Annotated in this window: 20 protein-coding genes and 1 pseudogene; 5 read left to right on the plus strand and 16 right to left on the minus strand. The window is 63.3% G+C overall.

What is annotated here, in order from left to right; genetic code table 11:
- Positions 1–90: 90 nt before the first annotated feature.
- On the plus strand, positions 91–837 hold the full coding sequence (locus AC1VNY_RS17720; RefSeq protein ID WP_482406129.1) for an outer membrane protein: 747 nt from the start codon (positions 91–93) through the stop codon (positions 835–837).
- On the opposite strand, the gene AC1VNY_RS17725 is transcribed toward AC1VNY_RS17720, so the two are convergent.
- Positions 831–1,169 carry a hypothetical protein gene (locus tag AC1VNY_RS17725; protein ID WP_482406174.1) on the minus strand — a complete coding sequence of 113 codons (339 nt, stop codon included), beginning with the start codon at positions 1,167–1,169 and terminating at the stop codon, positions 831–833. The genes AC1VNY_RS17720 and AC1VNY_RS17725 overlap by 7 nt on opposite strands.
- Here AC1VNY_RS17725 and AC1VNY_RS17730 point away from each other — a divergent pair.
- Both AC1VNY_RS17730 and uvrA read left to right on the plus strand, forming a co-directional pair.
- Entirely contained in the window at positions 1,096–1,755 is a 660-nt protein-coding gene (locus AC1VNY_RS17730; RefSeq protein ID WP_461191386.1) for an outer membrane protein, read from the plus strand. The genes AC1VNY_RS17725 and AC1VNY_RS17730 overlap by 74 nt on opposite strands.
- Before the next feature lie 351 nt (positions 1,756–2,106).
- On the plus strand, positions 2,107–5,094 hold the full coding sequence (gene uvrA / locus AC1VNY_RS17735; protein WP_028340754.1) for an excinuclease ABC subunit UvrA: 2,988 nt from the start codon (positions 2,107–2,109) through the stop codon (positions 5,092–5,094).
- A 3-nt stretch (positions 5,095–5,097) separates the two neighbouring features.
- Here uvrA and AC1VNY_RS17740 read toward each other — a convergent pair whose 3' ends face one another.
- From AC1VNY_RS17740 to AC1VNY_RS17780, 9 genes and pseudogenes are all read right to left on the minus strand, one after another.
- Positions 5,098–5,856, minus strand: coding sequence for a hypothetical protein (locus AC1VNY_RS17740; protein ID WP_482406130.1), 759 nt, complete (start codon positions 5,854–5,856; stop codon positions 5,098–5,100).
- A complete protein-coding gene (locus AC1VNY_RS17745) occupies positions 5,856–6,455 on the minus strand; it encodes a hypothetical protein (RefSeq protein WP_482406131.1) in 600 nt (199 codons plus the stop codon). The genes AC1VNY_RS17740 and AC1VNY_RS17745 overlap by 1 nt, the downstream gene beginning before the upstream one ends.
- Positions 6,452–6,943, minus strand: a complete 492-nt coding sequence (locus tag AC1VNY_RS17750; protein ID WP_482406132.1) for a hypothetical protein — start codon at positions 6,941–6,943, stop codon at positions 6,452–6,454. The genes AC1VNY_RS17745 and AC1VNY_RS17750 overlap by 4 nt, the downstream gene beginning before the upstream one ends.
- Before the next feature lie 343 nt (positions 6,944–7,286).
- Positions 7,287–7,655, minus strand: coding sequence for a VOC family protein (locus AC1VNY_RS17755; RefSeq protein ID WP_482406133.1), 369 nt, complete (start codon positions 7,653–7,655; stop codon positions 7,287–7,289).
- 118 nt (positions 7,656–7,773) lie between these two features.
- A complete protein-coding gene (locus AC1VNY_RS17760) occupies positions 7,774–8,106 on the minus strand; it encodes a PRC-barrel domain-containing protein (RefSeq protein ID WP_482406134.1) in 333 nt (110 codons plus the stop codon).
- A gap of 439 nt (positions 8,107–8,545) precedes the next feature.
- Positions 8,546–9,484, minus strand: coding sequence for a YVTN family beta-propeller repeat protein (locus tag AC1VNY_RS17765; protein WP_482406135.1), 939 nt, complete (start codon positions 9,482–9,484; stop codon positions 8,546–8,548).
- A 2-nt stretch (positions 9,485–9,486) separates the two neighbouring features.
- Positions 9,487–10,026 (minus strand): SRPBCC family protein, encoded by a 540-nt coding sequence (locus tag AC1VNY_RS17770; protein WP_482406136.1) that lies wholly within the window; start codon positions 10,024–10,026, stop codon positions 9,487–9,489.
- A gap of 157 nt (positions 10,027–10,183) precedes the next feature.
- The gene (locus AC1VNY_RS17775; protein ID WP_482406173.1) at positions 10,184–10,726 is read right to left on the minus strand and encodes an AAA family ATPase; all 543 of its coding nucleotides are present in this window, start codon (positions 10,724–10,726) and stop codon (positions 10,184–10,186) included.
- Positions 10,724–10,828, minus strand: a pseudogene (locus tag AC1VNY_RS17780) (AAA family ATPase); the annotation flags it as partial. The pseudogene AC1VNY_RS17780 and the gene AC1VNY_RS17775, both read right to left, overlap by 3 nt.
- A gap of 284 nt (positions 10,829–11,112) precedes the next feature.
- On the opposite strand from AC1VNY_RS17780, the gene AC1VNY_RS17785 reads away from it, so the two are divergent.
- A complete protein-coding gene (locus tag AC1VNY_RS17785; RefSeq protein WP_482406137.1) occupies positions 11,113–11,553 on the plus strand; it encodes a hypothetical protein in 441 nt (146 codons plus the stop codon).
- Between the two features lie 172 nt (positions 11,554–11,725).
- On the opposite strand, the gene AC1VNY_RS17790 is transcribed toward AC1VNY_RS17785, so the two are convergent.
- From AC1VNY_RS17790 to AC1VNY_RS17805, 4 genes are all read right to left on the minus strand, one after another.
- Entirely contained in the window at positions 11,726–12,601 is an 876-nt protein-coding gene (locus AC1VNY_RS17790; protein ID WP_482406138.1) for a PCC domain-containing protein, read from the minus strand.
- A gap of 4 nt (positions 12,602–12,605) precedes the next feature.
- Positions 12,606–14,246: an acyl-CoA synthetase gene (locus AC1VNY_RS17795; RefSeq protein ID WP_482406139.1), complete on the minus strand. Its 1,641-nt coding sequence runs from the start codon at positions 14,244–14,246 to the stop codon at positions 12,606–12,608.
- 210 nt (positions 14,247–14,456) lie between these two features.
- The gene (locus AC1VNY_RS17800) at positions 14,457–14,858 is read right to left on the minus strand and encodes an SPW repeat domain-containing protein (RefSeq protein ID WP_304495310.1); all 402 of its coding nucleotides are present in this window, start codon (positions 14,856–14,858) and stop codon (positions 14,457–14,459) included.
- A 180-nt stretch (positions 14,859–15,038) separates the two neighbouring features.
- Entirely contained in the window at positions 15,039–15,983 is a 945-nt protein-coding gene (locus AC1VNY_RS17805; protein ID WP_482406140.1) for a tetratricopeptide repeat protein, read from the minus strand.
- Between the two features lie 100 nt (positions 15,984–16,083).
- On the opposite strand from AC1VNY_RS17805, the gene AC1VNY_RS17810 reads away from it, so the two are divergent.
- A complete protein-coding gene (locus AC1VNY_RS17810) occupies positions 16,084–16,356 on the plus strand; it encodes a GNAT family N-acetyltransferase (RefSeq protein WP_461191241.1) in 273 nt (90 codons plus the stop codon).
- 116 nt (positions 16,357–16,472) lie between these two features.
- On the opposite strand, the gene AC1VNY_RS17815 is transcribed toward AC1VNY_RS17810, so the two are convergent.
- Positions 16,473–17,264: a fumarylacetoacetate hydrolase family protein gene (locus AC1VNY_RS17815; protein ID WP_482406141.1), complete on the minus strand. Its 792-nt coding sequence runs from the start codon at positions 17,262–17,264 to the stop codon at positions 16,473–16,475.
- A 104-nt stretch (positions 17,265–17,368) separates the two neighbouring features.
- Positions 17,369–17,782, minus strand: a complete 414-nt coding sequence (locus tag AC1VNY_RS17820; RefSeq protein WP_482406142.1) for a DUF3597 domain-containing protein — start codon at positions 17,780–17,782, stop codon at positions 17,369–17,371.
- Positions 17,783–18,027 lie beyond the last annotated feature (245 nt).

Here is an 18,027-nt window from a genome sequence, read left to right on the forward strand (position 1 = left end):
CGTATAGCTCCAACCATGGCGCGGGCGCTCGCGTCTGGGATCGTGCTTCGGGACCGTTTGGAAGCCGATCGGGGAATTGGGGGACTGATAATGAAGAAGTTTTTGCTCGGTACGGTTGCTCTGATTGCGTTTGCTGCGCCTGCCGCGGCCGCCGATCTCGCTGCGCGCCCCTACACCAAGGCGCCGCCGCCCGTGGTTACCCCGATCTATGACTGGACCGGTTTCTACATCGGCGCCAACGGCGGCTGGGGCTCGAGCCACAATTGCTGGGACCAGCTCCCGGCCGGCATCTTCCTCGCCTCGGACGGTTGCCATGACGCAACGGGCGGCGTCGCCGGTGGCCAGATCGGCTATCGCTGGCAGGCCGGCGCCTGGGTGTTCGGCCTTGAAGCGCAGGGCGACTGGGCTGACCTGAAGGGAAGCAACGGCAGCGCGATCTTCCCGGGCCTGTTCACCAACCAGTCCAAGATCGACGCGTTCGGCCTGTTCACCGGCCAGATCGGTTACGCCGTCAACAACGTGCTGCTCTACGCCAAGGGCGGCGCGGCGTTGACCGACAACCGCTTCAACACCTACTTCACCCCGACCGGCGTGCTGGTCGGCAGCGCAAGCGATACCCGCTGGGGCGGCACCGTCGGCGCCGGCATCGAAGTCGGCTTCGCGCCGAACTGGACCGCTGGCATCGAATACGATCACCTGTTCATGCAGGACAAGACCTACAACCTGATCGCCCCCAACGGCACGCTGAACAGCACCATCCGTGATCGCCAGGACGTCGACCTCGTCACCGTCCGCGTGAACTACAAGTGGGGTGGCCCGGTCGTTGCGCGCTACTGATCGCGCGAAGCCGATTGATCCAGACGAAAGGCCGGCCTCGCGCCGGCTTTTTTGTTTATGCGCCGGCTTTTTCGTTGCGTGTGCGCGTGCACCTCACCGCGGCCGTTTTCGGTGCATTGTGGTTTCGCGGATACACAACTTCCGGCATTTCTCTGTAGAAGCACCGGCACGTCACGCGACACTGCTGTGACGCTCTCTTCAAAAGTTTGAAGGGACAACAAGAAAATGGGCAAGAAAAACGGGACTCGGACTTTGAAAATCAGGAATGTTTTGCTGGCATCGGCCGGCTTGTTTGCACTGAGCGCTTTTGCACCTGCGATGGCCGCCGACATGGCGGCTCGCGCCCCCTACGTGAAGGCTCCGCCGCCGGCCGCGATCTACAACTGGACCGGCTTCTACGTCGGTGGCTTCGGCGGCTACGCCAGCGAGAACTCCGGCACCCCGAGCATGGAAGGCGGCTTCGGCGGCGGCACTATCGGCTACAACTGGCAGGCCGGCAACATCGTGTACGGCCTCGAGGTCGACGCTGCAGGCGCTGACATCGACGCATCGGTCTCGACGCTGGGCGTCACCGCCCGGAGCAAGATCGATTCGCTCGGCACCGTGCGCGGCCGCTTCGGCTTCGCCGTCGACAAGGTGCTGTTCTACGGCACCGGCGGCTACGCCTGGGCCAACAACGAGGTCAGCGTCACCGCGCTCGGCGTGACTGCCTCGCAGAGCAACTTCCACTCGGGCTGGACCGTCGGCGCCGGCGTCGAGGCGTTCATCGCCCCGCAGTGGTCGATCAAGGGCGAATACCTGTATCGCAGCCTCGACAGCGAGAACTATTTCGGCGTGCCGTCCGGCACGCTCGAGCTGCACAGCGCCCAGTTCGGCGTGAATTATCACTTCGGCGGCCCGATCGTCGCCAAGTACTAAGAGATCGATCTGCGATCAGATTGCACCGAAAGGCCGGCCTCGCGCCGGCCTTTTTGCGTAAGAGCGTTTCGAGCGAAGTGGATTCCGGTTCGCGTAAAGAAAGCGCGTCAAAGCAGGAATCTGGAGCCCCCGTTCCGATTCCGTCGGAACGGGAAAAGGCTCTCGCGGAACCGGCGCTGCTGACGGCTGCTGCCATCAGGCAAACTATCCGTTGATGGACGCGACTCAGCACTGGAAATTGTCGACCGTTCTTCCTACGTTCCAGTCTTCACACCCCATCGGCGCAAGGTCCCGGCATCACCGGCGATGCGCGCCCAAAAGGCGCCCAAGCATGCGCCCGGAACTGTCGCTATGGATGAAGTGCTCAAGGCGAAGCGCCAACAGAACGCCGGCTCCTCATCGCGCGCCATCACGATCCGTGGCGCGCGCGAACACAATCTGAAGAACATCGACGTCGAGATTCCCCGCGACAAGCTCGTGGTGTTCACCGGCCTGTCCGGCTCCGGCAAGTCGTCGCTCGCGTTCGACACCATCTATGCCGAGGGCCAGCGCCGCTACGTCGAATCGCTGTCGGCCTATGCGCGCCAGTTCCTCGAGATGATGCAGAAGCCGGACGTCGACCAGATCGACGGCCTGTCGCCGGCGATCTCGATCGAGCAGAAGACCACGTCGAAGAACCCGCGCTCCACCGTCGGCACCGTCACCGAGATCTACGACTACATGCGCCTGCTGTGGGCCCGCGTCGGCGTGCCCTATTCGCCGGCCACCGGCCTGCCGATCGAGAGCCAGATCGTCTCGCAGATGGTCGACCGCGTGCTGGCGCTGCCGGAAGGCACCCGCCTCTACCTGCTGGCGCCGGTCGTGCGCGGCCGCAAGGGCGAGTACAAGAAGGAGCTCGCCGAGTATCTCAAGAAGGGCTTTCAGCGCGTCAAGATCGACGGCACCTTCTACGAACTGTCCGAGGCGCCCGCGCTCGACAAGAAATTCCCGCACGACATCGACGTCGTGGTCGACCGCATTGTGGTGCGTCCCGACCTCGCCCAGCGCCTCGCGGAAAGCTTTGAGACCGCGCTGAAGCTCGCCGAGGGCCTCGCCGTGATCGAATACGCCGACGCGCCGGCGGCGGCCGCCCAGGACGACAAGAAAGAGGACAAGAAGAAGACCGCGAAGATTCACGACAAGAGCGGGCCCGAGCGCATCCTGTTCTCGGAGAAATTCGCCTGTCCGGTCTCCGGCTTCACGATCCCCGAGATCGAGCCGCGCCTGTTCTCGTTCAACAACCCCTATGGCGCCTGCCCGGCCTGCGGCGGCCTCGGCGTCGAGCAGCATATCGACGAGGATCTGGTCATCCCCGACAAGGAGCTGACCTTGCGCAAGGGCGCGATCGCGCCCTGGGCGAAATCGTCCTCGCCCTATTACATCCAGACCCTGACCGCGCTCGGCAAGCACTACAAGTTCACGCTCGACACCAAGTGGAAGGACCTCACCAAGAAGGTCCAGAACGCGCTGCTGCACGGCTCCGGCGACGACGAGATCAAGTTCTCCTATGAGGACGGCGTCCGCTCCTACGACACCAAGAAGCCGTTCGAGGGCGTCATCACCAACATCAACCGCCGCTACCGCGAGACCGAGAGCGAGTGGGCGCGCGAGGAGCTCGGCAAGTATTTCTCCGACGTGCCCTGCGCCGGCTGCAACGGCCACCGGCTGAAGCCCGAGGCGCTGTGCGTCAAGATCGGCGGCAAGCACATCGGCGAGATCTCCGAGCTCTCGGTCAAGCGCGCCGGCGAATGGTTCGAGACGGTGCCGGAGGCGCTGAACGCACAGCAGAACGAGATCGCGACGCGGATCCTGAAAGAGATCCGCGAGCGCCTGACCTTCCTGCTCGACGTCGGCCTGAACTACCTGACGCTGTCGCGCTCCTCCGGCACGCTGTCCGGCGGCGAGAGCCAGCGCATCCGCCTCGCCTCGCAGATCGGCTCCGGCCTCACCGGCGTGCTCTACGTGCTGGACGAGCCGTCGATCGGCCTGCACCAGCGCGACAATGCCCGGCTGCTCGACACCCTGAAGCGGCTGCGCGACCTCGGCAACACCGTGGTCGTGGTCGAGCATGACGAGGACGCCATCCGGCTGGCCGATTACGTGCTCGATATCGGGCCCGGCGCCGGCATGCATGGCGGCCACATCGTCGCCGAGGGCACGCCCGACCAGATCATGCGCAACCCGAAGTCGCTGACCGGCAAATATCTGACCGGCGAGCTTTCGGTCCCCGTGCCCGACCGGCGGCCGCCGAACCACCGGCGCACCATCAAGGTCGTCAACGCCCGCGGCAATAACCTCAAGAACGTCTCCGCCGAGATCCCGCTCGGCCTGTTCACCTGCGTGACCGGCGTGTCCGGCGGCGGCAAGTCGACGCTGCTGATCGACACGCTGTACCGCGCCATCGCCCGCAAGCTCAACAACGCCAGCGAAGGCGCGGCGCCGCACGACCGCATCGAGGGCCTCGAGCACATCGACAAGATCATCGACATCGACCAGTCGCCGATCGGCCGCACGCCGCGCTCCAACCCCGCGACCTATACCGGCGCCTTCACGCCGATCCGCGAGTGGTTCGCCGGCCTGCCCGAAGCGAAGGCGCGCGGCTACGAGCCCGGGCGCTTCTCCTTCAACGTCAAGGGCGGCCGCTGCGAGGCCTGCCAGGGCGACGGCGTCATCAAGATCGAGATGCACTTCCTGCCCGACGTCTACGTCACCTGCGACACCTGCAAGGGCAAGCGCTACAACCGCGAGACGCTGGAGGTGCTGTTCAAGGGCAAGAGCATTGCCGACGTGCTCGACATGACCGTCGAGGAAGCCGCCGAGTTCTTCAAGGCGGTGCCGCGCGTGCGCGAAACCTTCCAGACCCTGCACCGCGTCGGCCTCGACTATATCCATGTCGGCCAGCAGGCGACGACGCTGTCGGGCGGCGAAGCCCAGCGCGTCAAGCTGGCGAAGGAGCTGTCAAAGCGCGCCACCGGCCGCACGCTCTACATCCTGGACGAGCCGACCACCGGCCTGCACTTTCATGACGTCGCAAAACTGCTCGAGGTGCTGCACGAGCTGGTCGCCCAGGGCAACACGGTCGTCGTGATCGAGCACAATCTCGAGGTCATCAAGACCGCCGACTGGGTGATCGATCTCGGCCCCGAAGGCGGCGACGGCGGCGGCGAGATCGTCGCCTGGGGCCCGCCCGAGGACATCGTCAAGGCACCGCGCAGCTACACCGGCAAATTCCTGGCGCCGGTGCTGAAGAAGGCGAACAGCAAGCCGAGGAAGAGCTCAGCGAGCGAGGCGGCGGAGTAGTCGTCAGTATTTCGAATAGACATTCAACATGAGCAATTCGATGTGGTGCGCCACCGTGTGCTCCGCGATGACAATCGGGTTCGGATGACCGCACTGATTTCGAAGATCTAGCCTCTCCTGGAGGACTTGCTTTTCAGCTTTGTGGAGTACTCCCGCGTCCTGGCAAAGTTGAAGCATGTCCGCTTCGCCGATTACACCGAAGTCCCTGACACTTTTCACGGGCGTAAAGTTGTATTTGTTCCCGTTTGAGACTGCTTTTGCGACTCTCGCCAAACCAGCTGAGTTGAATGCGGTTCGATGATTTGAAACAATGTGATCTTGAATGATGTGCGCTGCGCCGACCCATGAAAGAACAATGGCCGACCGATACGCCTTCACATCGAATGATCTAATCGCCTCTTCCACAAAAGCTTTGCGCTGATCATCGGAAATCTTGACCAAGTGCGCCCTTAGAGAATGTCGCGTTTCTTGGATTATCGCGGCCTCCGGCCTGTACTGAGCTTCAAAAATCCTATAGCCGGGGCCGAGTAGCTTCCAGCCGCTGGCAAGCTGAGCAACTTGCCCATCTCTTGCTGCCGCTTTCAGAATATCGGTCACATTCCACTTACTAATCTTACGGAAGCCGATCTGCACGCCCTTTTCTCGAACTTTCACGGTAGGCGCGGGTTGATCAATCTGAGATAGTATCAGTAGGACCGGCGCTCGTTGTCCTATGCGAGCTAGCTCGTGCACTGCCAGTAGCAACGCTTCGTCAGTCAACATTACCGCTCTCCAACCAGCTCCTTCACGATGGATGCTGCATGCTTCAAGCCAGGCGCCGTGAGCTTCCAACCCCTCTCCTTGTCTCCCACGAAATAATTACTCTTGTCCTTCATATATTTCGAATGATTAGTGCTGTCGTAATAGCCTAGGCTCTCGCATAGATCACGCGCGGTTCTGTCATCGAAGACCGGTTCGCCCGAGGACAGAAAGCTAGCAACGCCTGCCAAAATATAAGTCTTTATCGTCTTCTCGGAGTTGTTCTTGCCGTAAATTTCGGAAGCGATCACCGACACGACACCATTCGTTATGTCAAACACATGCAAAAGTTGATCTTCGGTCAGACCATTCTGTCTCATCCAGACATTTGCGCGCGATGAAATAGCACTGGATTGGCCTCCAGTACCCTCAGCTTCGCTTTGCTGAAGGCTTCCGCCTCCCCGCACAATCGTTTCCCGCAGGATAACCAGCGCGCCTTGGATAACTCGCTGCCTTTCGTCGGATGGCAATGGGCCGAGAATACGCACCACATTCTCAATGGCGGACATCGTTCTTTCGACTTCAACCATCACTGTTGAATTCTGGATGTTGTCCTCTTTCATTGCGCAAGCTTCACTTCAACATCAGCGAGAGCGTCGTCCGAAAGGCTGAAGACATTCTTAGCCTTTTCAAACAGCACACCTGCATCGGACATTCGCTTGATATTCACCGAATTTTGGCTCGAGTAATTGGACTTCCAATTTCGAGCATCTTTAGCGCAAGCAATCAGCTCGTCCCTTGTAAAGCTGTCTTTGCCTTGATGGCTGCTGAGGTGAAAAGCCGCCGCAAGAAGAAGCTCCCGAGCCGATTGAGCGCCCATCTTTTGCGCAACCACGCTAACGGTGCCCTCACGGGTGCCATTGCTGCCACGGCGAGGCTCGGCGACCTTGAGTTCTGCCGGAGCCGTTTGTGACCCGATCTGCTTGATGCCAAATTGAACAGCAACCCAAGAAAGAACGGATTCTCTTGCCGCCTTGTCCAAAGGGCCAAGCGCTTCCATTACGGTTCGCATTGCCGTCAACTGGACTTCATAATCAACCGCGTCGGCCATTCCAAAAACCTCCCAAGAAAACGATCGGAACATATCATAAACGCACGAATACCGTCAATTAAGTAGGATGCGCGTTGGCGACACTGTGGATATATGGCTGATAATGCGTCATTTTTTCGCACGCATAGTTTTTGTACTGTAGTAACGGATATTGCCTCGAGACCCAGTAGCGCAAGCGATTAGGCTGTATGGCGCGTCATTTGCAACCGAGGTGGTATTACCCCCTCGATACATTGGGCGGCGAGTAGCCCGGATGAGCGAAGCGACGTGCGGGACTTTGTCGGCCGCATGCGCTGCCGGCTCCCGCATGTCCTTCGCTCATGCGGCCTACAACTAGCTCTTCTCACCTCCCGCGGTAAGTCGCTATCTGCCAGACGTTTCCCCAGCCATCCCGAACCATCGCCCGCTTGTCACAATAAGGCGCGTCCGCAGGGCATTCGATCACTTCAGCGCCTGCCGCGATCGCCCGCCGATAGGTCTCGTCCGCGTTCTCAACATACACATAGAGAAAGGCCGGCATGGCCTCGCGGACGCCTCCGCCATCGCTGATCAGGATGATCGAATCTCCGATGCGAATTTCCGTTGGCGCGCCGGACCTGACGTCGCCTTCCGCACCGAATACGTCTCTCAGGAATCCGGTCAAGCTGCTGAGGTCGCGCGTGACAATTCTCGGTATGACGGAAGGCCAGCCGGCGGGCTTGAATTGGGGCATGTGCCTGACTTAGTAGCCCGCATGAGCGGAGCGATATGCGGGGTCTATCAGCCGAACAATTTGACCGCTCCCGCATGTCGCTCCGCTCATGCGGGCTACGGCAGGCCTCAACTGCGCACTACACCGCCCAATAATTCGGGTGCGTATACGATTGCGAGCGGTCGCCCCAGTCGAATTCGTCGCCGTCGAACTCGGACGGCCCGGCGCGCAGATCGTCCAGCGTCACCTCGACCTCGAAGGCCTGGCGCACGGGATCGAATTTCAACGCGGTCCACTTCACCGGGTAATGGTGGTGGGTGCTCAGCACGCCGCCGGTCTTGATGATGGCGTAGGCCACCGTGCCGCTCACTTTGTCGAGCATCAGCCGCTCGATCGAACCGAGCTTTGCGCCGTCGCGGCCGAACACGCAGACGTGCTCGACCCGATCGCTGGGCACCAAGGTATGATGCATGGCATCCTCCCTGTTTCCTGGTGTTTGCCTGATAATATATGCCTGCCGCGCTGGTGAGCCAATGGGTCGCAGCTCGGCGACAGGTCGCAGGCGCGTTGGGCAGACTTCGTCATTCCGAGTCAACGGGTCCCACGAACGTCCGCCGATGAAGGGCTCCTCGAAGCAATCGATCTGGCCGCAAACGCAGCTGCTAGATGATAGCTTCGTCGCTTCAACGCAAAATTGCTTTGCAATTTTGTCACGAGCTCCTCGCAATGACGACGAAGGTAGCTCCTGGCAAAGAAGGCTGATCGCGCGGCGGCGGGCGCCTGCGCAATTTCGGAATAATAAAAATGTATCATTGATTTGGCCGACGCGTCAAGTCGCTGTTCCGAATGCCGGCGGCATCCTGCTACTTTGCATGGGGTTGTTTTCGATATTTTAGCACGCGTACCTTTGCCTACTCCGTCCGCCTGAGAAACGCCCCGAACGCTCTTGGCCCGTCGCCGACCTTGACCTCGCCAATCACCTTCAGCTCGGCGGCGTCGATCACGCTCAGCGTGTTGCTCTCCCAGTTCGCGACCAGGATGCGCTTGCCGTCGGCGGTCGCCTCGATGCCTTCGGGGTAATCGCCGACCGTGATGCGCTTTACGGGCTGCAACGTCGCGAGGTCGAACACGCTGACCTTGCCGTCATACTGGTCGGTGACGAAGCCGCGGCCCTGCGCCAGCGCCACCGCGTAGGGGCGCAGGCCGACATGGACGCGGCCGATCTCGCGGGCGGTCGCGATGTCGATCACCGAGACGTCGTTGGTGCCGACATTGGCGGTGTAGGCGCGCTTGCCATCGGCATCGATCGTGACGCCGAACGGCCGCGTCCCGACCTTCACGATCCCCCTCCGCTCGCGCGAGGCGGTGTCGATGATGGAGACGCTGTCATCGTCGCGATCGGCCGACAGCAGCAGCAGCCCATCGGGCGTCACCGCCAGCCCGGACGGCGAAGCCCCGACCGCGATACTCGCGGCGACACGCCGCTCTCTGGCGTCGATCACCCGCACCGCGGCGGCGTACCAGTCGGCGACATAGACCGTGGCGCCGTCGGGCGCGACCGCAATGCCGAGCGGCCCGCCGCCGACATCGACCCGGCCGACGACCTTTCGCGTCGACGCGTCGACCACCGTGACCGCCTTGGCATCCGGGCTGGTCACATAGGCGAAGCGGCCGTCATTGCTGACGGCAATGCCGGCAGGCTTGCCGCCGATCGCGATGATCGCGACCGGCTTCGAGGTCGCGAGATCGACCACCGTGAGGTCGTCGCTGAGCTGGTTGGTGACGAACGCCTCCTCGGCGCGCGCGGCGCCGAGGCTGGCAAGCAGCGCGAGGAGCGCAATCGCGCGCACGCTCAGGTCCCGCTCTCGATCTTCTTCTTCAGTGCCTCGAGCCCGGCCTTGTAGAGCCCGCTCACCGCCTTCACCGCGGCCTCGTCGCTCAGTTCCGGCGGCGGATCATTGTTGGGAAATCCGCGGTAGAACGCGCCGGCCCATTCCAGCTTCGACTTGCCGTCCGGCGCCGGCGACACCGTCAGCGTCGAGGAATAATTGGTGACCGGCAGCACCTTCACGTCGACCGCCGTGATCCGGTACGAATAGCTCATCATCTCCGGCTCGTATTTGTAGAGTTCCTCGTCGACGGTGGCGCCGGGCCCCAGCGTCAGCCGCCGCGAGGCGCCGATCTCGTTGCCCCTCTCGCCCTCGGTCTTGGTGACGCCGGCGAGCCAGCTCATGTCCTGGAAATTGCCGATCACCGCCCACACCTTGGCCTGCGGCGCGTCGATCTCGATCGATTCCCGCACCTTCTGGCGGGTCGGCCCGTGAGCCCACGCGGCCCCCAACACGGCCAATGCCGCCACCACGACGCAAGCTCGCGCGATCGTTCGCCTCATCCTTGTTCTCTCCCGATATGTATCGGCCATCCGCCGCCTGGCGCATGCCGCAGTTTATGGTCCGGGTTCTAGACTAGATCGGGGACCGGCTTCTTGCACCAGAGCGAAGTCGCCGCCGGCGGCTTCTCCGGGAGGCAAGCCCGCCCGGGCGGCGGTCTCACCCCTCGATCGCCGCCTCGACGAACCCTTTCGGATCGTCGCAGAACTCGCGCATGACCTTGTAATGATCGGTGTCCCTCAGATTCACCGGCTCCAGCCCGTATTTCGTCAGCCGAAGCAACGTCGCATGCGGATAGGCCATCAGCACCGGTGAATGCGTGGCCATGATCACCTGGCAGTGGCCGGTGCCGTTCATCCGGTGCAGCAGCTTGAGGAATTCAATCTGGCGCGACGGCGACAGCGCTGATTCCGGCTCGTCGAAGATGAAGATGCCTTGCCGCTGGCAGCGCTCCTCGAAGAAGCGCAAAAAGCCTTCGCCATGCGAATGCGACAGGAAGTCAGCGTAGGGGCTGGCGACGGAGTCGAGATATCTGGCGACCGAGAAGAAGCTCTCGGCGCGGAAGAACCAGCCATTGGTGATTTTCGGCAGCCAGCTCGCGCGGAGCGCGGTCGCAAGCGAGCCGCCCATTTCCTCGACCGCATTGCTGTGATCGACCGGCATGTAGCCCTTGCCGCCGCCGGCATCATCATAACCGGCCATCACGGCGATCTCCTCGAGCAGCGTCGACTTGCCGGTGCCGTTCTCGCCGACAATGATGGTGATTGCCTTGTCGAAGCTCAGCTCGAAATCGTCGCGCAGCAGCGGCAGCACGAATGGATAAGCCTCGCGGTCCGGGATCCGCGCAGGCTCGAGCCAGACCCGCCGCAGGTATGGCGCGGGCATATTGATCGGGCGGTTTCGTCTGGCCATCGGTCCAACCTTTGGGGCTCGCGCCTCGGAACGCACAATCCCAGATCGACATGAACCCGTCAAGAACGTAACAAGAACAACAAACCCGGGCCAGAACCAGAAGTTGTCGATGCATCATGCTAGCGGATGGGCAAGCGCCCGCTGCCGCCACCACCCTTCAACCGAGACCCGCGCCGATGCCCAGCCGCAGTTATGACCTGTTCCGCAAGGCGATCCTCACCGAGCAGCAGGTCGTCTGCATCTATGACGGCCGGCCGCGCGAGCTCTGCCCGCACATCATCGGCCACAACAAGAGCGGTGAAGAGGTCGTGCTGGCCTGGCAGTTCGCCGGCGAGAGCTCGGGCAGGCTTCCGCAATGGCGCTGCTTGCGGCTCGCCAATGTCAGCGACATCAGCCTGCGCAAGGGCACGAGGGCGGTTCGCACCGCACCGAGCAGACCTGCGTCAGCGAGATCGACCTCGACATCAACATCCATGTCCGCAAGCGGCGGTGAGCGGCCCATACATCTGAGTTTGCCTGACGGCGCAAGCACCGCTTTCCCTGCGCCCTCCGCTCAAGCGAGGGCGGAGCGAAATGCAAAGCTCGGGCAAACATGTCGCGAGAATGCGGATGTGTGACGCGCAGGCGGCATGACACACTCCCTGTCGTCCCGGCGAAGGCCGGGATCCATAACCACGAATGACTATTGTTGCTCGACGCTTGAACGACGAGTCCGTCTCACAACAACTGCTGCGGAGTATGGGTCCCGGCCTTCGCCGGGACGACGCGGGGATGGGGTATGCCATGCCCCTACGGCTGCTCCGCCTCCGCCAGCACCTCCAGCGCCAGCTCCATCGTCATCAGGACCGGGTTGTCGCCGCGCACCAGGCGTCCCTCGGCGATGCCGCCGAGATAGTCGACCAGCGCGATGTCGAGTTCGGCATGCAGCCGGCCATCCGCGTCCGGTGCGATGTCGCCTGCGGTCACCGCGAGCTCGGTCGCGAACGGCACGACGCTGTGGCCTTCGGTGAAGACGGCGCCGATGGTCGAGCCGACGCCGCCATGCAGCCGCGCGCGCAGGATGCCGTGCTGGCGGCAGAAGCCTTCCAGCGCGCAGGCAATATCCTGGTTCGGCCGCAGCCGCAGCGCGTAGGCATGGCTCGTGGTCCTGGCTCCGCGCGGCGCGCTGGCGACGGGACCGAACAGCTTGAAATTGGTCTCGCTGTCCGCCTCGGCCAGGAATGTCGCGCCGTCGATCCCGAATACGTTGACCTCGAACGGCTCGGCGACAATGGTTTCATCCGGCAGCATGTGGCCACCGTTGAAGCGGCCATCGGCCTCAGTCCACAAGCCGTGGCAATGAAAGAACGGCGCGCCGTCGCGTTCGCCGAAGGTCAGCGCCGCGAGCTTGAGTCGCGTCACGCCGTCGGGACGGAACGTGTCGCTGTAGAACGCGGCGTTGACGCCATCCTTCGACAGCGCCGGCATCACATAGGCGAACGGCCCGAGCGCGCCGCCCCTGGCGCTCAGCACGCCGCCGGAAAATCCTTCCGCCGCAAAGCCGCGGCGCACGGCTTCGAGCAGCGGAATACCGGCCTCGAGCACGAATGAAAAGGCGCGGCCGCGCGCGCTGACCCATTGGATGCGCTCTGGATGCGGAGCGCCAGGCTGGGCGATGCTGCGCATCGCCTCACGCGCCCGTCGATTTGGCGATCACCTCGAGCAGCCCGCGCGCCTCGAGCTCGTCGCGGATCAGTCGCTTCGGCACCTTGCCGTAGCCGGACTTCGGCAACGCCTCCCAGAAGAAGAAGCGTTTCGGCATCTTGTAGCGCGGCACTTTTGGCGCGAGATAGGCGGCAAGCTCCGCCTCCGCGACCGCCTCGGTGCCCTCGCGCGCGACGCAGACGGCGACGCCGACCTCGCCCCAGAAGGGATCGGGGACGCCGAGCACCGCGACCTCGCCGACCGCGGGATGCGTCAAGAGCTTCTCCTCGATCTCGCGCGGATAGATGTTGGAGCCGCCCGAGATGTACATGTCGGAGGCGCGGCCGGTGATGTAGACGAAGCCCTCCTCGTCCATGTGGCCGAGGTCGCCGGTGCGGAACCAGCCGTTGCGGAACGCCTTCGCGTTGGCCTCGGGATTGTCGTAGTAGCCGGCGAACACGCCGGGACCGATCACGCAGATCTCGCCGGTCTCGTGCGCCTTCAGCTCGCTTCCATCGTCGCCCTGGATCGAGACCTGCATCCCGGTGCGTTCGAAGCCGCAGGTGCCGATCCGCGCATGCGGGCCGTCCTCGGGATCGTGCAGGCCGGGCGGCAGCACCGTGATGTTGCCGGTGACTTCGCCGAGGCCGAAATACTGCACCAGCACGCCGCCGAGCTTGTTCAGCGCCGCCTTCTGGTCCTCGCGATACATCGGCGCGCCGGCATAGATGATGTAGCGCAGCGAGGAATGGTCGTGCTGGTCGGCGGCGGGATGCTCGACCATCATCTTCAGGATAGTCGGCACCGTGAACATGTTGCTGACGCGATGCTTGGCGATCAGCCAGAAGGCTTCGGCGATGTCGAACTTCTCTGACGGCAGCAGGATGGTGGGCACGCCGCGCGCGGTCTGCACCAATTGATGCACACCGGCGCCATGCGACAGCGGCGCCACCACCAGCGAGGCGTCTTGCTCCGTCGTGCCGGGCATCAAGTCGGCGAGATGGTTGGTGATGACGAAGGCCATCTGGCCATGGGTCAAGACGGCGGCCTTGGAGCGGCCGGTGGTGCCGGATGTGAAGAAGAACCAGCAGGGATCGTCGTAGTCGACGGCAACGTTCTCGACCACAGCGCTTGCGTGTTTGGCGATGACGTCACCGAGCGTCGCCTCGCCGAACCTGCCCTCCTCGCCGATCCGCCAGACGAATTCGAGCGCGGGATTGGCGGCCGCCCTGGCATGCTCGGGGAAGTCGGCGTGGCAGAGAAACGCCTTGGCGCCCGAGGCCGCCGCGAGATAGGCGACCTCGTCCGGCATCAGGCGGAAATTGGTCGGCACCCAGACCGCGCCGAGCCGGAAGGCCGCGAACATCGACCAGAACATCTCGTCGCAATTCTTGGAATGCACCAGGATGCGGTCGCCCTTGACGATGCCGCGCGCGGCCAGTGCCGCCGCCAGCGCCGAGACGTTCTGGTCGATGTGACGCCAGGACCAGGCCTTCTCGTTCCAGATGAAGCCGGGGCGATCGCTGTGGCGGCGGGCGTTCTGGGTCAGGATGTAGGCGAGGTTCATCACCCGGCGCGACACCCGCGCGATCCCGCCGCGCGGCGCGGCAGCAGCCGTCCCGCTCATTGCCGCCCCGCCGATACGCACAACAGACAGGGCAAGGTCAGGACGGTCATCGGGTATTTCCTCGGTCAGAACCGGGCGTCTTCAAGCGCCGCAAGGGGTCGGTACCACCCGGTTTATCGCCAAGCCGCCGCCTTCGGCAAGGCCCGCCGGACGCAGCGCGATGATACCGCGCGCCGGCGGCGGCCAACCCGTTGTTTTCTGCCCAGGCCGCTACTGCGGGTGCTTGGCGAGTTCCTGCTCGCTCAGGTTCCAGTCCTGCCACAGCTGCAACGCGCCTATAAAGGCGACCACCGCGCCGAGCAGGATGTGCCAGAACTGCAGCCAGTGGTCCTCGGCGTAACCGAAGACCAGGGGCGATGCCATCAGCCAGAGGCCGAGCAGGATGCTGGCCACCTCCTCCCAGCGGTGCAGCGCGACATATTCGAGCTGGGCGATACCGAGCACCAGCATGCCGACCATGAAGCTGTTGAGGACGAGGTGGCTGCGCTCGATATCGACGGCGCCGCTCACTTGCATCGGAAACCAGGGCGAGACCATGATCAGCACGCCGAGCAGCATGCCGAACCAGTCCTCCCAGGGACGGTGTGTGTTGAAGAAACGATTGTCAGACATGACGAACCTCCTCCGACAAGAGGCATACGTCGGCGGCCGGCTCCGCCACTCCGTACCAGACGACCATCCGGCCGCATCAGGGGCGTATGTCTGACATCAAACGTAATCGAACTGCATCCATCCGCAAGGCCCGTCCCGCGCGTGTGCGACGCGGCAGCGGCGATCGTGGCCGGCAGCGTGTCACCGCGCCCCGCCGAGCCGCGCCAGTGCCCCCTTGGCGCTCTGCAGATCTGGCTGCAGCTCGAGCGCCTTGCGGAAGTCGGCCGCCGCGCCCTTCTTGTCGCCGAGCCGCAGCTTGGCCTGGCCGCGATTGTTCCAGGAATAGACATCGTTCGGATCGTATTGCAGCGCCTTGTCGTAATCGGCGAGCCCGCCCTTGTTGTCACCCTGATAGAGACGGATCATCCCGCGGTTGCGCCAGCCGCGCGCATCGGTCGGCGCGATCCTCGCCGCCTCGCCATAGTCGGCGGCGGCACGATCGAGCTGCTCGGTATCGCGATAGACATTGCCGCGGTTGATATAGGCGAGCACGTTGGGCTCGAGCCTGATCTCAGTGGTGAAGTCGGCGATCGCATGCGCCGCGTCGCGCTTGCGGTAGTAGACGAAGCCACGATTGCCGTAGGCGGTGGCGAGCTGCGGATTGAATTTGATGGCGAGGCTGAGATCGGCCAGCGCGCGGTCGAGATCGCCCTTGTTGAGCCAGGCATCGCCACGATTGTTGTAGGCCAGCGCGAACGCCGGATCGATGCGGATCGCCTCGTCGTAATCGGCAATCGCATGATCGAGATCGCGCTTGAAGGCGTAGACGCGGCCCCGATTGGTGTAGGCGCAGGCATAGGCGGGATCGAGCTTGACGGCCTCGTTGAGGTCGGCGAGCGCAGCGTCGAGCTCGCGCTTCTCGGTCAGCCCATGGCCGCGATTGCAATAGGCGCCGGCCAGCCGCTTGCCGCTCTCGGTCTTGCCGTCGATCACCGTGGTGCAGGCGGCCACTCGGTCGCCGGGCGCTGTCGTCAAGCCGACGCAGGTCTGCCAGCTCGGATCGTCGCCGGCGGCGGCTCTCGGCGGGTTTGGAAGCGTCAAGGCGGCGCCGAGCAATACGGCGGTCAGGCAGGCCGAAATGCGCATATCGTCAATCCACAAATGTCAATTTGCGGGTTGGTCGCCGCTTTGCACCGGCCGGTTCACACGCTTACATCAGGGCCTGTGAATCAACCGGGATTTTGCGATGGCCGCCGTGCGCGACAACAGGGACCAAAACCGCTTCGAGCTCGACACCGAGGGCGGCCTCGCCTTTGCGAACTACCGGCGGACGCCCGCGGCCGTCATCATCACCCATACCGAGACACCGCGAGCACTGCGCGGCCGCGGCATCGCATCGGAGCTGGTCAAGGGTGCGCTGGAGCTGATCCGCGCCGACGGCCGCAAGGTGATCGCCGGCTGCGGTTTCGTGGTGGATTACCTCGACAAGCATCCGGAATACGCGGACCTTGCCGGCTAGAGCCCTTTCAGGTCCGATGGAATCGGAACGGGGCTCCAGCTGCTTCTTTTGACGCGTTTGCCTTACGCGAACCGGTACCCACTTCGCTCGAAAACGCGATTGCGCCTCACCCGGCGTCAGACGATCTTGATCGACATGTCGGGCAGGCCCTCGAGCTTGCACAGCAGCACGTCGCCCTTGACGACCGGGCCGACGTTCTCCGGCGTACCGGAATAGATGATGTCGCCGGCCTTCAGCTCGAATGCCTCGGACAGCTTTGCGATCTGCTCGGCGACGCTCCAGATCATGTTCTTCAGATCCGAGCTCTGTCGCACCGCGCCGTTGATCGCGAGCGAGATGGCGCCTTGCGTGAAGTGGCCGGTCTTATCAGCCGGATGGATCGGCCCGAGCACCGCGGCATGGTCAAAGCTCTTGCCGATCTCCCATGGCTTCTTCTCCGCGGCCATGCCGTTCTGCAGATCGCGCCGCGTCATGTCGAGGCCGAGCGCGTAGCCATAGACGTGATCGAGCGCCTTGTCGGCCGGAATATTGGTGCCGCCGGACTTCAGCGCGGCGACCAACTCGACCTCGTGGTGATAGTTCTTGGTCAGCGACGGATAGGGATGATCGGCGATGGTGCCGATCGCGACATTCTGGATCGCATCCGTCGGCTTCTGGAAGAAGAACGGCGGCTCGCGCGTCGGGTCCGAACCGCGCTCGATCGCGTGCGCGGCGTAGTTGCGGCCGATGCAGTAGATGCGGCGAACCTGAAACACCTCGCTGGCGCCGACGATCGGGATTGTCACGGCCGGGACCGAAAACATCGCCTTCGGCGCGGCCTCGGCATGGGCCGGCGCGGATTGCGCGGCGGCGCCGGCCAGCGCGAGGGCGCCGCTCGCAAGCATCGTCCGGCGATCGAGATCAGTCATGGGCGTTCTCCTTGTTGTTGTTGGGCGATCTATAGATGTTCGCCGGTCGATAAAAAAGGGCCCGCGCTGGCGCGGGCCCTTTCTATGCGCGGGAGGATGATCCCTCAGTGCTTGATGTCGGGGGGCAGCTTGCCGCCATTGGCCGCGAGCTTGGTCATCACCTGCTTGTGCAGCCAGATGTTCATGCTGGCGGAATCGTTGGTGTCGCCGGTGTAGCCGAACTCCTTGGCGAGCTCCTTGCGGGCCGACAGGCTGGAGTCGATGTCGAGCGCCTTCATCAGGTCGACGATCGAGGTCCGCCACTCGAGCTTCTCGCCCTTCGCGGCAACCGCCTTGTCGAGAATCGGGGCAACGTCAACCGACTGCGCCGGCGCCGCGCCGGCGGGCACCGCGGCAGGAGACGACGATGCGCTGCCGGATCCACCGGCGGGAGCTGCGCTTGTGGCCGTTCCGCCGGCGGGCGCGGCGCTGGCGCTACTGCCGAAGATCGCGCCCATGATTTTTCCGAAAATGCTCATCGTTCGCTCCCAAGAGAGTTGAGATGTGAAGGCCAGACGGCCTTGGCGCGCCTGACCGAGGTCGCAGTTCAAGTCTATCGCCCCCTCCATAGCTTGCCAATGCGACATTCACTTAAGCGTGAGTGCTTTTGGCACAGTTTGGGAGTAGCCTCATTCTACAGTTCGCGACACGGCCAGTTCCCTGCTCTGTCTTTCGCGTCTGGCTTGATCGTGATCGTTTCGAGAGGCGGTACGTTTGTGCCCGC

Source organism: Bradyrhizobium ferriligni (assembly GCF_056837965.1).